We start from the raw sequence: 14,039 nt of genomic DNA, 5'->3' as shown, positions 1-14,039 counted from the left end.
GCACACGTCACGCGGATTGAGCCGAGGGCGAAGGCGGCAGCAGCGGCCCGCACTCCCACTGCTGGAAGATCAGCCGGGTCTCCACCCGTGCCACTTCCCGACGCGAGGTGAACTCGTCCAGCACCAGCCGCTGGAGATCGGCCATGTCGGCGACCGCGACGTGCACGAGATAGTCGTCGGGCCCGGTCAGATGGAAGACCGTCCGTGACTCCGGCAGGGCCCGGATCCGCTCCACGAACGGCCCCACCAGCTCCCGCCGGTGCGGTCTGACCTGCACCGACAGCAGGGCTTCCAGGCCCCGCCCCAGCTTGGCCGGATCCAGCTCCAGCCGGTGACCGAGGATCACGCCCGAGCGGCGCAGCCGCGTCACCCGGTCCAGACAGGTCGACGGTGCCACCCCGACCTGTGCGGCGAGATCCCGGTACGTCGCCCGGGCGTCGTTCTGCAACAGCCGCAACAGATGGAGATCCACCGGATCCAGTACGACGGATTCAGCCATGCGCCGAACGTAGCACGGGACATCGCGCCGACGGCCCGGCCGATGTTCACCCTTGCCCACCATGGACATGGACACAACGAGTACGCGCGCCCACGACGACGTACGCACCGCACCGCGAGCCCTCGCCACCGAGGCCGTGCACGCCGGGCGGGACGACCTCGCCCGGCAGGGGCTGCACGCCCCGCCGATCGACCTGTCCACCACCTACCCGTCCTACGACAGCCGTGGCGAGGCGGCCCGCATCGACGCCTTCGCGACCACCGGCGCCGTGCCCGACGGCCCGCCCGTCTACGGACGGCTGGGCAACCCGACCGTCGCCCGCTTCGAGACGGCGCTGGCCCGCCTGGAGGGCACCGAGGCGGCCGTGGCGTTCGCCAGCGGCATGGCGGCGCTGAGCGCCGTCCTCCTCGTCCGTGGCTCGATGGGCCTGCGCCATGTCGTCGCCGTCCGTCCCCTCTACGGATGCAGCGACCATCTGCTGACCGCCGGGCTGCTCGGCTCGGAGGTGACCTGGACCGACCCGGCCGGGGTCGCGGACGCGCTGCGCCCGGACACCGGTCTGGTCCTGGTCGAGTCCCCGGCCAACCCCACCCTCGCCGAGGTCGACCTGCGGGCCGTCGCCCACGCCTGCGGCTCGGTGCCGCTGCTCGTGGACAACACCTTCGCCACACCCGTTCTGCAGCGCCCCGCGGAGCAGGGCGCCCGGCTGATCCTGCACAGCGCCACCAAGTACCTCGGCGGGCACGGAGACGTGCTCGCGGGTGTCGTCGCCTGTGACGAGGAGTTCGCCGGCCGGCTGCGCCAGGTGCGTTTCGCCACGGGCGGCGTCCTGCACCCGCTGGCCGGGTATCTGCTGCTGCGCGGCCTGTCCACCCTGCCCGTCCGGGTCCGGGCGGCCTCCGCCACCGCCGCCGAACTGGCCCGCCGCCTGGCCGCCGACCCGCGGGTCGCCCGGGTGCACTACCCGCGCATCGGCGGCGCCATGGTCGCCTTCGAGGTGCACGACGACCCGCACGAGGTCATCGCCGGCGTCCGCCTGATCACCCCGGCGGTGAGCCTCGGCAGCGTGGACACCCTCATCCAGCACCCGGCCTCCATCAGCCACCGCATCGTCGACGCGGACGACCGCAGGGAAGCGGGGGTGAGCGACCGCCTGCTGCGCATGTCGGTGGGCCTGGAGGACGTGGAGGACCTGTGGTCGGATCTCGACCAGGCCCTCTCCGGCCCCCCTGAGGGCGCGAGGAACCGCGCGACGAGCCGCAACGCCCCCGCCCCCGCCCTCTGACGACGACGTCTACGGCGCGGAGGTGCTTCCCAGACCCTCCGCGCCCGACGCGACGACCTCACCCAGCCGCGCCGTGATGACCAGCGTCCCCTCCTCGACCTGGTAGTCGAGAGGCAGCCCGAGGCCGCGCATCGCGGCCACCATCCCCGTGTTGGACGCCTGCGTCACGGCGTACACACTCGAGCAGCCGGCCTCGGCGGCCATCCCGACCAGCCGCCCCAGCAGCTGCGCCCCGATGCCCCGCCGCTGCCACGCGTCCTCGACGAGCAGCGCGACCTCCGTCTCGTCCCCGTCCCACAGGAGGTGACCGAGCCCGACGATCCGTCCGGAGGCCGTCTGCACGGCGAGGGTGCGGCCGTGCCGCGGACCGAGCAGGTGGTTGAGGTACCGGTCGGCGTCCCGCACGGGCCCGTGGTAGCGCAGCTTCAGCGTGTGCGGGGAGCACCGCTCGTGCATCGCCCTGGCCGCTTCGAGGTCGCGTGTGTCGGCGCGCCGCACGGTGATGTCGCTGCCCTCGGCGAGCGTGAGCTCGTCCCGGCCGTGCGGGAGACGCGGCCCGAGCCGGGCGTCCAGTTCCACCAGGGCCCTGGCCCGGGCGAACTCGGTCGGTGTGAACGGCAGGTACGGCCGCTCCACGATGATCACTCCGCCTTCGGGGGCGCGCAGCCGCATCACCGTGTCGTCGAGGGCCCCCTCCACCGGAAGGCCGCCCGGCTCCCGGCCGGCGCCGGCCGGAGCGGGCTGGGAACGGATCGTGCACCGGCCCAGCAACTGCCGCAGGGCGAGCGGAAGTTCCGCCGCGTCCAGGGCCGTGCGGGCGGCCAGCCCGAGGATGCGCGTCGGCGCGTCCACCAGGTCGTGGGCGTCGGCCCGTTCGATCCAGGTGTCGGCGCCACCGGCCGACTCGACGGCCGCGGTGATCCCGGCCGCCGGCAGACCGGCCGGGCCTCGCAGCAGGAACTCGTCGACCGTGCCCTCGGCCAGCGGGTGCGTCTGGAGGCTCAGGATGTCGACGCGCTGCCCGGCCAGGGCCGCGCAGAGGGTCGCCAGAGACCCCGGTTCGTCCTGAACCGTGGTCCGCATCCGCCACAGGGTGTTCGCCCCCGGCACCGGCTCCGGTGCCGGGGACCCGGTATCACGCGTCGGCGGTGCGTGTTCGTGGCGTCGTGTTCGCCAGGTCCGGAACGTCTCGGTGATCCGCTGCCACGGTGTGGCGGGGCGGCAGTCGGCGTCGTGGTGCGGCACTTGAGTCACTTCTCGCGTCATGCACCCACTGTGAAGGAACGGTGTTGCGTGATCGAGAACGCTTTGTGACTGGCGGGTAAAGGGCCGAGTTTCCCCCCTTTGTCGACGCTTCAAACGTTGCGTTCCGTGCCTACTGGCCGACCCGGCCCGGCTGGAGCACCTGCGTGAACAACACCGTGCCGTCCTGCTCCCGCAGACGGACCGTCAGCTCACCGCTGTGGCCGTCGATGTCCACCTCGCCGAAGAACTGGAAGCCGCCGGCGGGCGAGACATTGGCGGTCGTCGGTGCCTTCACGAACACGCGGTCCGGGCCGAAGGTCGCGTCCAGCGCGTTCGCCGGGAAGGCGCCGGCGTTGAGCGGACCCGAGACGAACTCCCAGAACGGCTCGAAGTCGCTGAAGGCGGCCTGCGACGGCTGGTAGTGCTGCGCCGAAGTGTGATGCACATCGGCGGTCAGCCACACCGTGCCCGTGATCCGCCGGTGCTTGACGAACCGCAGCAGTTCGGCGAACTGCAGCTCGCGGCCGAGCGGCTTGCCGGGGTCGCCCTGCGCGACGGCCTCGATGTTCGGCGCGTCCGGGACGACCAGGCCGATCGGCATGTCGGACGCGATCACCTTCCACACGGCCCGGGAGCGGGACAGCTCGCGCTTGAGCCACTCCAGCTGCTCGCGGCCGAGGATGCCCTGCGGGTCCACCGGCTGGTCGTCCGGCGAGTTGGCGTTGCGGTGGGTGCGCATGTCCAGGACGAAGACGTCCAGCAGCGGACCGTGGTGCTGCACGCGGTACACACGGCCGTCGGGGCGGCGCAGCGTGGAGATCGGGAAGTACTCCGAGAAGGCCTGGCGGGCACGGGCGGCCAGCACGTCGACGCGCTTCTCCGTGTACCGGGCGTCGGTGAGGATCTCGCCCGGGTACCAGTTGTTGGTGACCTCGTGGTCGTCCCACTGGACGATGGACGGGACCCGGGCGTTGAAGGCCCGCAGGTTCTCGTCGAGCAGGTTGTACCGGAAGTTGCCGCGGAACTCCCCGAGCGTCTCGGCGACCTTGGCCTTCTCCTCGGTGGTGATGTTCCGCCAGGTCCGGCCGTCGGGCAGGGCCACGGCCTCGGTGATCGGTCCGTCGGCGTAGATGTTGTCGCCGCTGCACAGGAAGAAGTCCGGGTCGAGGGCGGCCATCGCGTTGTAGATCGTGTAGCCGCCGAACTCCGGGTTGATGCCCCAGCCCTGCCCGGCCAGGTCGCCGGACCAGACGAACCGCACGCCGTCGCGGCGCTTGGCCGACGCCGTGCGGAAGGTGCCGGTGACCGGCTCGCCGGTGCGGCGCGGGTCGTCCGGGTCGGCGAGCAGCACGCGGTAGTGGATCTGCTCGCCGGACGGCAGGCCGCGCAGCCGGGTCGTGCCGGTGAAGTCGGTGCCCGGACCCAGCAGCGGGCCGTGCCATCTGCGGGGGTTGCGGAACGACTCGGTCGCCGACGTCTCGACGATCATCCGGGCCGGCCGGTCGGAGCGCACCCACACCAGCCCGGAGTCGCAGGTCACGTCTCCCGCCTGCACACCCCACCCCGCCGTCGGGCGCCCGGAGCGCGCGAACGCGGGTGCCGCGCCGAGAGCGGTGGGCAGGGACAGGGCCGCCGACGCGGCGAGGGAGCCACGCAGGACGCTACGGCGCCCGGGCAACGGACGGTGTGACATGGATGTGCCTCCAGGGACTCGATCCGGCCAAGTGTGCAGAGCCACACCTACTGGCACGCCGCAGCGCACACACGAACCCCAAGTGAACAACTGACCGCAGGGTGAGGGAACCGGCGAACCGGCCGGATCACCCGGTCGCGGCCTCAGCCATCAGGCGTACGCCCTCGGCGATCCTGGCGGGCGGCACATGGGCGTAACCCAGGACGAGCCGAACCTCCTCGGCACCCTCCGGTTCGGTCCGCGTGTGGGCGTACGCCGACAGCGGGCGTACCGCCACCCCCGCCTCCGCCACACGCGCGAGAAAGCGCTCCTCGGGTCCGTACCGTTCCGGCAGCGTGGCGATCACATGCAGGCCCGCGGCGATCCCGGACACCCGCGATCCGGGGAAGTGCGCGTCCAGGGCGGCGACCAGCGCGTCACGCCGCTCGCGGTAGGCACGCTGGCAGCGGCGCAACTGGCGGTCGTAGTCGCCGCGTTCCAGGAAGCGGGCGAACAGCGCCTGGTCGAGGGCCGGGTGGCCGAGGTCCATGGTGCGCTTGCGCTCGACGATCTCCTGCGCCCAGGACTCCGGCACCAGCAGCCAGCCCAGCCGCAGGCCCGGGGCGAGGGACTTGCTGACCGAGCCCGTGTAGGCCACGTGGTCCGGGTCGAGGCCCTGGAGCGCGCCTACGGGAGCACGGTCGTAGCGGAAGTCGCCGTCGTAGTCGTCCTCCAGCACGATGCCGTCCACGGACCGCGCCCAGTCCAGCAACCCGGCGCGACGCCGGGCCGAGTAGGCGATGCCGGTGGGGAACTGGTGGGCCGGAGTGGTCACCACGGCCCGTACGCCCGACGCCCGCAGCGGCCCCGGGGCGATCCCCTCCTCGTCCACCGGCAGCGGTACGGCGCTGACCCCGGCCGCGCCGTACAGCGCGTCGTGCTGGGGACTGCCCGGGTTCTCCACGCCGACCGCGCGCACCCCGCGCGCGTGCAGCGCGGAACCGAGCAGGGTCGTCGCCTGGGCCACCCCCGAGACGATCACGATCCGTTCCGGGTCGGCCACCACGCCCCGCCGCCGGGCAAGCAGTTCGGCCAGCGCGGTGCGCAACCGCGGCAGCCCGCGCGGATCGGGGTAGCCCAGCTCCTGGTGCGGCAGTTCCGCCAGCACACTGCGGTGCGCGGCGGCCCACGCCGCGCGCGGGAACAGCGCCAGGTCCGGTGTCCCGGGCACGAAGCCCGCACGGGAGCCGGGCGACCGGGGAGCGAGGTCGTGCGCCCGCGGCTGCGCGCCCCGGACGGCCGCGCCCACCCACGTCCCGGCGCCCCGGCCGCTGCGCAGATACCCCTCCGCCGTCAGCTGCTCGTACGCCTCCGTGACCAGCCCGCGCGACACCCCGAGGTCCGCCGCGAGGTCCCGGCTCGACGGCAGCCGGGTGCCCGGCGCGAGCCGGCCCGAGCGGACCGCCTCACGCAGCGCCGCCTGCAGGGAACGGCCTCGCGTGCGTGCCGGTGCCGACGCGGCGGGGAGCAGCAGTTCCCAGGCGGCGGACGCGGCACCTTCGCCCGGGTCGCTCTGCGTTGGCCTCATGAGGGGAGACCTTAAGGGCTCCGCCGCCTCCCGGTGCGGGGTCAGCGGCTGCCGTCGAGCACCACCCGGGCCACCAGCGCCGGGTCGTCGTTCATCGGGACGTGGCCGCAGCCGGGCAGCCGCACCAGCCGGGCCCCGGGGATGACGCCCTTGGCGCGCACGCCCTGGCGGGGGATGAGCAACCGGTCCCGGTTGCCCCACGCCACGGTGACCGGCGTGCCCACGATGTCGTCGGTGAACTGCACGGTACGGCCGGAGCGCAGTGTCTCGGAGAACCCCTGGGCCCGGGCCAGCGCGAGCGTCTCGGCGACCACGGCCTCGGGCGAGCGGCGGCCCGGGCGGGCGTAGATGGTGCTCGTCAGCAGGGTGCGGCCGAGGGCCGGTCGGGCCAGCCGCTCGACCAGCGGCGGCGGCATCCGCCGGGCGATCTGCCGCATCGTCATCAGCACCGTGAAGGCGTAGCGGCGCTCCGCCGCGTTCCAGAACCCGGCGGGGGACAGGGCGGTGACCGAGCGGACGAGTCGCGTCCGGGCCAGGTCCAGGGCCAGCAGGCCGCCCAGCGAGTTTCCGGCCACGTGCGGCCGTTCGATCTCCAGCGCTTCGCACAGCGCCGTGAGGACCGCGCTCATCGTGGGCAGATCGTGCGCCATGCCCTCCGGCAGCGCCGGCGACTCGCCGCAGCCGGGCAGGTCCACGGCGATCACATCGCGCTCGGCCGCCAGCGCGGGGATCACCGGGTCCCACACCTGACGGTGGTGACCGATGCCGTGCAGCAGGAGGAGCGGCTCGCCGCTGCCCCGGCGCGTGTAGGACAGGGTCACGCTCTGCTCGCCCTGCGCGGAGGCGACTTTGAAGGAGACGGTGGCGGACATGGGTGCTCCTCGGCTGTACTCGCTGACGGACGCCGTAGACAGCTTGTCAGCAATTGCTACCCGCGGGTAGCCCCATGGTGTCGCCACATCACTCCCGCCGGCCGCTCAGCGGGACCGGCGCACCTCCAGGTTGAAGTCGCCGTGCCCGAACGACTGGAACAGGCCGGCCCACAGGGGCAGCCACATCTCCACGGCGCGGGCCGCCCGGATGCCCCCCAGGTCGAGCACGCGGCCGGCCGGCCAGCCGAACTCCCCGAGCAGGGCCGTCACCTGTTCCTTGGCGCCCGGGTCGTCCCCGCAGACGAAGACGTTGTGCTCGCCCGGCACACGGTCCGGCTCCACCATCACCTTGCAGTTGACCGTGTTGAGCGTCTTCACCACGCGCGCCCGCGGGAACGCCCGCTGGATCTGCTCACCCACGCTGTCCGACCCGACGGGGGACAGCCGCAGCTCACCCTCCTCGAACGCCAGCGGATTGGACACGTCCACGAGGACCTTCCCGCCGACGTTGTCCGCCCCGGCCGCCTCCAGCGCGGCGAGCGCCACCCGCCCTCCGACCGCGTTCACCACGACCTCCCCGAACTCCGCCGCCTGCGCGAACGTCCCCGCGCCCGCACCGGCCCCCGCGGCGGCGGCCCACCCCACGGCGGCCGTGTTGTCCCTCGTGCGCGAGCCCAGCCACACCTCGTGGCCCAGCTCCACCAGCCGTCCGCCGAGCGTGCGCCCGACCTGTCCCGTGCCCAGCACCGCGTACCGCATCGCCACCTCCGCAGCCGTGCCGCCGTTCACCGGCGTCCTATCGGCCAGTCTGTCCGGGAAAAGACGGTTCCGCCTGGACAGGGCCGCAGCGGTGGGCTGGGATGGAGCCGTGACCACCGAGACCGCGACCGACGTCTTCGAAACGCACCGTCCCGTCCTGCTCGGCGTCGCCTACCGCATGCTGGGGCGCGTGGCCGACGCTGAGGACGTGGTCCAGGAAGCCTGGCTGCGCTGGTCCGGCGCCGCTCGTGACGACGTGCGCGAACCACGCGGCTACCTCGTGCGGATCACCACCCGGCTCGCCATCGACCGGCTGCGCCAGATCAAGGCCCGCGGCGAGACGTACGTCGGCCCCTGGCTGCCCGAGCCCTACGTCACCGACTTCGGCGACACCGTTCCGGACACCGCCGAGCGGGCCGTGCTCGCCGACTCCGTCTCCCTCGCCGTCCTCGTCGTACTGGAGTCGCTGTCACCGCTGGAGCGGGCCGTGTTCGTCCTGCGCGAGGCCTTCGGCTTCCCCTACGCCGACATCGCCGCCATGCTCGACCGCGGCGAACCGGCGGTGCGCCAGCTGGCCGGGCGGGCCCGCAAGCACGTCGAGGAGCGGCGCCCGCGCTACGAGGTCGACCCCGCCCAGCGCCGCGACCTCACCGAGCGGTTCCTCGCCGCCGCCGCCGACGGCGACCTCGAAGGCCTGATGGCGCTGCTCGCCCCGGAGGTCCGGCTCGTCGGCGACAGCGGCGGCAAGTCGCGGGCGCCGCTGCGGGTCCTGCGGACCGCCGACAAGGTGGGCCGCTTCCTCGTCGGCGCGGCGCGCAAGGGCGTCCCGGACTTCTCCGTCCGTTTCCTGGAGCTCAACGGCGGCCCGGCCGTCCTCGTCCTGTCCGGCGGCAGGCCCGACTCCGTCTTCCAGGTCGACGTCGCCGACGGCCGTGTCCAGGCCGTCTACATCATCCGCAACCCCGACAAGCTGCGGTCACTGGCCGCCGCGTGACCGGCGGGACCGAGCCCGCCGAGGCCTCCGCCCACGGGCCGTGAACGTTCCCGACCATTGGTCTTGACCAAGGATCAGGGCCGTCCTATGGTCGCAGAGAAGTGCAACAACCTTTAATAAACAAGGGCGCTGAAACGCCGCCGACCACGGCGATCGCGGAGGACAGGGTGGGGACCACGCAGCTGGAATCGGTGCAGGAACCGAAGTACTGGCATCTCAAGACGGTGCTCAGCCAAGCCCTCGACTCGGAGTTCTCGGTGGGGGAGATCCTTCCCAACGAGCGCGACCTCGCCGCCCGCTTCGGCGTCGCCCGCGCCACGCTCCGCCAGGCCCTGGAGCAGCTCGAACTCGAAGGCAGGCTCCAGCGCCGCCGCGGTGTCGGGACGACCGTCGCGCCGCCCCGCATGGGCGTCTCGCTCGGCACCGGCCCGCACACCTGGCCGGGCGGCCCCGAGGACGCCTGGCAGCCCGTCGACTGCACGGCGGCGGTGCCGCCCGCGGCCGTCGCCGAGGCGCTGGAGACCGGCGGGGAGGAGCCCGTGCACGTCGTGCGCCGCTCCCGCGTCTCGCACGGCCGGCCCGTGGCCGCGGAACTGCTCTACATCCCGCAGTCCTCGGTACCCGACCTCTCCGGCATCGACGCTCCGTCCGCAGCGGCTCGCGCGCGTGCGGTGCTGCGCGAGCTGCAGCGGCTGGAGCTGGAGCGGCAGGAGAACGCGGTGGAGCTCGGCTCCGCCGGCGCCGACGAGGCGAAGGAGCTGGACCGCCTGCCCGGTGCGCCCGTCCTGGTGGTGACCACGCGGTTCGTCGCCGGGGGGCGGACGGCCGCGTTGTCGGTGGCGACGTACCGCGCTGACATGTGCCGACTCACCTTCGGTGACTCGGGGGGTGTGGAGATCCGCGCCGGGCTGCAGAAGCAGGCGTCCTGACCCTGGCGCCGTGGGGCGCGGCGCGTGGGGGCTGCCGGGCCGTCGTGGCTCGTCGCCAGTTCCCCGCGCTCCTGGGGGCGTTGTCGCTCAGCGACGTTCGACCGTGAAGAGCTGTTCCTCCACGTGGTCCAGGGCCAGGCGCAGGGCGCCCGTCGCCACGGCCGCGTCTCCCAGGCCGGAGAGGGTCACCTCCGGGGGGCGCAGGCAGTAGCGGGCGAGTTCCCGGCGCAGGGGTGGCAGGACGCCGTCCAGGCCCGCCGCCCAGCCGCCGATGACGACCAGCTCCGGGTCCAGGGCGAGGACGAGGGCCGCCACGTCGTGGACCAGGCGCTGGATGAAGCGGTCGACGGCCGCGCGGGCCCGCTGGTCACCACCCCGGGCCTGCGCGAAGACCTCGGCGACGGCCTGCTCGTCGAGCGGGTGCAGGGGCTCGTCCGTGGTCGACAGGAGCGTCTCGGGCGTCACGCCCCGGCCCAGCAGATGCAGCGCGCCGATCTCGCCGGCCGCTCCGCCGTAGCCCCGGTGCAGCCGGCCCCCGATCAGCGAACCGGCGCCCGGGCTGAGCCCCGCCAGCACGAACACCACGTCGTCCGACTCGGTGGCGGCGCCCTTCCAGTGCTCGGCGACGGCCGCGGCGTTGGCGTCGTTCTCGACCAGCACCGGGCACTTGAACGACCGGCTCAGCCGCTCGCCCAGCCGCAGCCCCGTCCATCCCGGCAGCGCCGTGCCCAGCCGCACCGTGCCGTCGGCCTCGACGATCCCGGGCGTCGCCACGCCCACGGCCCGCAGCGAGCCGCGTGCGACCCCGGCCCGCCGCAGCAGCTCCGCGACGGCCCCGCGCAGCCGCTCCAGCCGCTCGTCGGCCCCCGCCGTCTCGGAGACCTCCTTGGCCTGGGCGCCGATCACCCGGCCGTCCAGGTCGGACAGCAGCGCGGCCACCCGGTGCGCCCCGATCTCCAGCCCCAGCAGATGCCCGGCCTCCGCTCGGAAGCGGAACCGCCGCGCCGGACGCCCCTGCCGCCGGGCAGCGCCCTCCTCGGCCGCCTTCTCGACGACGAGCCCGGCCTCGACGAGCCCCTCGACGACGCCCTCGACGGTCGGCCGGGACAGCCCCGTCACCCGGGTGATCTCGGTCAGCGTCGCGCAGTCCGTGGCACGCAACGCGTGCAGCACCACCGCGGAGTTGATCCGTCGCAGCAGCGAGGGGTCCCCGCCGGTCAGCCGCCCCACCGTCCGTCCTCCCAGGTCGTGCGCGTGTTGGCCGGATCGTACTTCGGTACGGCACACCCCGGCGAGGGGCGGGCGCCGGCTCTCGCGATCAGCCCGGCGCCACGAAGCCCGACTCGTACGCCGCGATCACCGCCTGGGTGCGATCACGCGCCCCCAATTTCGCCAGCACCGAGCTGACATGCGACTTCACGGTCTCGGTCCCCACGATCAGCCGGGCGGCGATCTCCGCGTTCGACAGGCCCCGCGCCATCAGCCGCAACACCTCGGCCTCGCGCTCGGTGAGCTGCGCCCGCTCCAGCAGGGCCCGGGCCGCACGGTTCCCCCCGGTGTCGCCGTACTCGGCGGCGAGCTGCCGCACCGAGGCCGGGAACAGCAGCGACTCGCCCTCGGCGATCAACCGCACCGCGTGCACGATCTCGGCGGGCCGGGCACGCTTCAGCAGGAACCCGTCGGCTCCCGCCCGCAGCGCCTCGTACACGTACTCGTCGTTCTCGAAGGTCGTCACCACGAGGATCCGGGGCGGCTCGTCGACCGTCCGCAGCAGCGCCCGGGTGGCCTCGATGCCGTCCAGCAGCGGCATCCGGACGTCCATGGCGACCACGTCCGGCCGCAGCCGCCGCACGAGCGGGATCACCGCGGCACCGTCGGCGGCCTCCCCGACGACCTCGATGTCGGGCTGTGCCTCCAGCACGGCCCGCAGACCCGCGCGCACGAGGGGTTCGTCGTCGACGAGGAGTACGGTGACCGGCATCGGACCAGCGTAGATCAACTCAGCGGCAACTCGGCATGGACCTGCCAGTCACCTTCGTCCGGTCCGGTCCGGGCCCGCCCGCCGAGCAGAGCCGCGCGCTCCCGTATCCCGCGCAGGCCACTGCCGCGCCCGGAGCCGGACATCCCGGCCGGCAGCGGATTGCGTATCGCGAGGACGACGGTGCCGTCCCCGACGTGCACCCGGACGCGGACCGGGACCGCCCCCGCGTGCCGCAGCACATTGGTCAGCGCCTCCTGGAGGATCCGGTAGCCCTCCCGGGACACCGGCCCGGGCACGCTCTCCACCGGGCCGGTCACCTCGGCGTCGACCTTCGCCCCCGAGGCCCGGGCCGACTCCAGCAGGCGGTCGGCGTCGGCGAGGGTCGGTCTGCCGCTCACCGGCTTCTCCGACTCGCGCAGCACGCCGAGCACCCGCTCCAGGTCCTCCAGGGCGGCCCGCCCGGTCTCCTCGATGGCACTCAGGGCGCGATCGGTGAAGGCCGGATCGCCCGCCGCCCGGGCGGCCCCCGCCTGCACGACGGCGACGGTGAGGGCGTGTCCGATGGAGTCGTGCAACTCACGGGCGATACGGGTGCGTTCCAGGAGCTGTTCGGTGCGCACCTCCAGTGCGGCGAGCCGCTCGGCGGGGGAGGGACCGAGCAGGCGCAGGGCGATGCGGGTGATGAGGTGCCCCGAACCGACCACGACCGCGGCCGCCAGGACCAGGGGCAGGGGCGCCAGCAGGGCGTGCCACCGATGGGGGCCCTCGACGTGCACCCAGGCCCCGCCGGCGCGCTCAGCGCTGAACGACGTCGACACCAGGTCCAGCGTGAGGAGGAACAGCTGGACGCAGAGATGGGACACCAGGGCGCCGAGGAACAGCCGCGCCTCCAGCCACACCACCATCCGCCCCCGGTCGCCCCAGGTGGCGGAGGGGACGACGACGATCTCGGAGCTCTCGCCGCCGTCGCGGTGGCCGGTCAGCAGCAGCCGGGCCTGCAGCCCTTCCACGACCCGCATCGCCGGGACGAGTCCCGCGAGGCCGAGCAGCACGGTCGCCGTGCCCACGGTCCACCACGCCTCGTCGATGAACAGCCACAGGGCCGGCCACACGATGGCCATGGAGAGATGCAGCCACCGCGTGTACGTCACCGCCCGGGTGAAGGGGCGCAGCATGCGGACCATGGCGTCATCGTGCCAGCCCGCACCGACGGCGAGCCTCCCCCGCACGGGGGAGACGATCTCCACCGCCGGGGGAGGACCGCACCCGGGTCCGACGGCCACGCTGCTGCCATGACCAGCATCGACGTCCAAGACCTCACCAAGGAGTTCGGCGGCCGGCGAGCCGTGGACCGGCTCACCTTCCGCGTGCGGCCCGGCCGCGTCACCGGCTTCCTCGGCCCGAACGGCGCCGGGAAGTCCACCACCATGCGGCTCGTGCTCGGCCTCGACCGGCCGACCGCCGGTTCCGCCGTGATCGGCGGCCGGCCCTACCCGGAGCTCCACGAACCCCTGCGCCACGTGGGTGCCCTGCTCGACGCGCAGGCCGCGCACGGCTCCCGCCGCGCCCGCGACCATCTGCGCGTCCTGGCCGCGAGCAACCGCATCCCGGACCGGCGGGTCGACCAGGTGCTGGAGGAGACGGGTCTGGCCCAGGTGGCCCGGCGCCGCGTGCGGACCTACTCCCTGGGCATGCGCCAGCGGCTCGGCATCGCCGCCGCCCTGCTGGGTGACCCCGAGGTGGTCATCCTGGACGAGCCGTCCAACGGGCTCGACCCCGAAGGCATCGTCTGGATCCGGACGTTGCTGCGCCGGCTCGCGGGGGAGGGCCGCACGGTCCTGGTCTCCAGCCATCTGATGAACGAGACCGCGTCCTTCGCCGACCACCTCGTCGTGCTCGGCCGGGGCCGGCTCCTCGCCGACACCCCGATGCGGGACTTCATCCACGCGCGCGTACAGCCCCGCGTACGGATCCGCACGAGTGATCCCGTCACCCTCCGGTCGGCCCTCGCCCGGCACGGCCACACCGCCGAGGAACAGGCGGACGGGCACTGGACCGTGCCCGACGCGCGCGTGGACGACATCGGCCGCATCGCCTCGGCCGCGGGCGTGCCGGTCCTGGAACTGGCCGCCGAGGAACGCACGTTGGAGCAGGCCTATTTCGACCTCACCGGTGCCGAGACCGAGTTCGCCGCACAGCCACAGGAGGCCTGACC

General features: G+C 73.7%; 13 protein-coding genes. 4 read left to right on the top strand and 9 right to left on the bottom strand.

Features of this window, described 5'->3' with window-relative positions:
- Positions 1-7 precede the first annotated feature (7 nt).
- Positions 8-499, bottom strand: a complete 492-nt coding sequence (locus tag ACFY9E_RS21605) for an Lrp/AsnC family transcriptional regulator (protein WP_283970851.1) — start codon at positions 497-499, stop codon at positions 8-10.
- Positions 500-566: 67 nt separating this feature from the next.
- On the opposite strand from ACFY9E_RS21605, the gene ACFY9E_RS21600 reads away from it, so the two are divergent.
- Positions 567-1,784 carry a PLP-dependent transferase gene (locus ACFY9E_RS21600; protein WP_390986649.1) on the top strand — a complete coding sequence of 406 codons (1,218 nt, stop codon included), beginning with the start codon at positions 567-569 and terminating at the stop codon, positions 1,782-1,784.
- 9 nt (positions 1,785-1,793) lie between these two features.
- Here ACFY9E_RS21600 and ACFY9E_RS21595 read toward each other — a convergent pair whose 3' ends face one another.
- The 5 genes from ACFY9E_RS21595 to ACFY9E_RS21575 all read right to left on the bottom strand — a co-directional run bounded on the left by ACFY9E_RS21595 (position 1,794) and on the right by ACFY9E_RS21575 (position 7,920).
- Positions 1,794-3,050 (bottom strand): GNAT family N-acetyltransferase, encoded by a 1,257-nt coding sequence (locus tag ACFY9E_RS21595; protein WP_390986352.1) that lies wholly within the window; start codon positions 3,048-3,050, stop codon positions 1,794-1,796.
- A gap of 109 nt (positions 3,051-3,159) precedes the next feature.
- Complete coding sequence (locus ACFY9E_RS21590) at positions 3,160-4,722, bottom strand: alkaline phosphatase D family protein (protein WP_390986350.1); 1,563 nt, start codon at positions 4,720-4,722, stop codon at positions 3,160-3,162.
- Between the two features lie 127 nt (positions 4,723-4,849).
- Positions 4,850-6,289, bottom strand: a complete 1,440-nt coding sequence (locus tag ACFY9E_RS21585) for an aminotransferase class I/II-fold pyridoxal phosphate-dependent enzyme (protein WP_390986348.1) — start codon at positions 6,287-6,289, stop codon at positions 4,850-4,852.
- Between the two features lie 41 nt (positions 6,290-6,330).
- Entirely contained in the window at positions 6,331-7,161 is an 831-nt protein-coding gene (locus ACFY9E_RS21580) for an alpha/beta fold hydrolase (RefSeq protein ID WP_390986345.1), read from the bottom strand.
- 105 nt (positions 7,162-7,266) lie between these two features.
- A complete protein-coding gene (locus ACFY9E_RS21575) occupies positions 7,267-7,920 on the bottom strand; it encodes an NAD(P)-binding domain-containing protein (protein WP_390986646.1) in 654 nt (217 codons plus the stop codon).
- 109 nt (positions 7,921-8,029) lie between these two features.
- On the opposite strand from ACFY9E_RS21575, the gene ACFY9E_RS21570 reads away from it, so the two are divergent.
- Together ACFY9E_RS21570 and ACFY9E_RS21565 are read left to right on the top strand one after the other, a co-directional pair.
- Positions 8,030-8,914: an RNA polymerase sigma-70 factor gene (locus ACFY9E_RS21570; protein WP_390986342.1), complete on the top strand. Its 885-nt coding sequence runs from the start codon at positions 8,030-8,032 to the stop codon at positions 8,912-8,914.
- Between the two features lie 167 nt (positions 8,915-9,081).
- Positions 9,082-9,843 carry a UTRA domain-containing protein gene (locus tag ACFY9E_RS21565; RefSeq protein WP_390986340.1) on the top strand — a complete coding sequence of 254 codons (762 nt, stop codon included), beginning with the start codon at positions 9,082-9,084 and terminating at the stop codon, positions 9,841-9,843.
- An 87-nt stretch (positions 9,844-9,930) separates the two neighbouring features.
- On the opposite strand, the gene ACFY9E_RS21560 is transcribed toward ACFY9E_RS21565, so the two are convergent.
- From ACFY9E_RS21560 to ACFY9E_RS21550, 3 genes are all read right to left on the bottom strand, one after another.
- Complete coding sequence (locus ACFY9E_RS21560; protein ID WP_390986337.1) at positions 9,931-11,073, bottom strand: ROK family protein; 1,143 nt, start codon at positions 11,071-11,073, stop codon at positions 9,931-9,933.
- 88 nt (positions 11,074-11,161) lie between these two features.
- Entirely contained in the window at positions 11,162-11,824 is a 663-nt protein-coding gene (locus ACFY9E_RS21555; protein ID WP_390986334.1) for a response regulator, read from the bottom strand.
- A gap of 14 nt (positions 11,825-11,838) precedes the next feature.
- A complete protein-coding gene (locus ACFY9E_RS21550) occupies positions 11,839-13,008 on the bottom strand; it encodes a histidine kinase (protein ID WP_390986644.1) in 1,170 nt (389 codons plus the stop codon).
- A gap of 108 nt (positions 13,009-13,116) precedes the next feature.
- Between ACFY9E_RS21550 and ACFY9E_RS21545 the strand changes: the two genes are divergently transcribed.
- Positions 13,117-14,037, top strand: a complete 921-nt coding sequence (locus ACFY9E_RS21545; protein WP_390986332.1) for an ATP-binding cassette domain-containing protein — start codon at positions 13,117-13,119, stop codon at positions 14,035-14,037.
- Positions 14,038-14,039 lie beyond the last annotated feature (2 nt).

It is taken from the genome of Streptomyces sp. NPDC012466, assembly GCF_042955215.1.
GTDB lineage: Bacteria > Actinomycetota > Actinomycetes > Streptomycetales > Streptomycetaceae > Streptomyces.
This window is presented reverse-complemented; position numbering and strand designations above follow the sequence as displayed.

Coding starts and splice junctions, on each gene's coding strand:
- ACFY9E_RS21605 (WP_283970851.1), bottom strand. CDS start 499: ATGGCTGAATCCGTCGTACTGGATCCGGTGGATCTCCATCTGTTGCGG.
- ACFY9E_RS21600 (WP_390986649.1), top strand. CDS start 567: ATGGACACAACGAGTACGCGCGCCCACGACGACGTACGCACCGCACCG.
- ACFY9E_RS21595 (WP_390986352.1), bottom strand. CDS start 3,050: ATGACGCGAGAAGTGACTCAAGTGCCGCACCACGACGCCGACTGCCGC.
- ACFY9E_RS21590 (WP_390986350.1), bottom strand. CDS start 4,722: ATGTCACACCGTCCGTTGCCCGGGCGCCGTAGCGTCCTGCGTGGCTCC.
- ACFY9E_RS21585 (WP_390986348.1), bottom strand. CDS start 6,289: ATGAGGCCAACGCAGAGCGACCCGGGCGAAGGTGCCGCGTCCGCCGCC.
- ACFY9E_RS21580 (WP_390986345.1), bottom strand. CDS start 7,161: ATGTCCGCCACCGTCTCCTTCAAAGTCGCCTCCGCGCAGGGCGAGCAG.
- ACFY9E_RS21575 (WP_390986646.1), bottom strand. CDS start 7,920: ATGCGGTACGCGGTGCTGGGCACGGGACAGGTCGGGCGCACGCTCGGC.
- ACFY9E_RS21555 (WP_390986334.1), bottom strand. CDS start 11,824: ATGCCGGTCACCGTACTCCTCGTCGACGACGAACCCCTCGTGCGCGCG.
- ACFY9E_RS21550 (WP_390986644.1), bottom strand. CDS start 13,008: ATGGTCCGCATGCTGCGCCCCTTCACCCGGGCGGTGACGTACACGCGG.
- ACFY9E_RS21545 (WP_390986332.1), top strand. CDS start 13,117: ATGACCAGCATCGACGTCCAAGACCTCACCAAGGAGTTCGGCGGCCGG.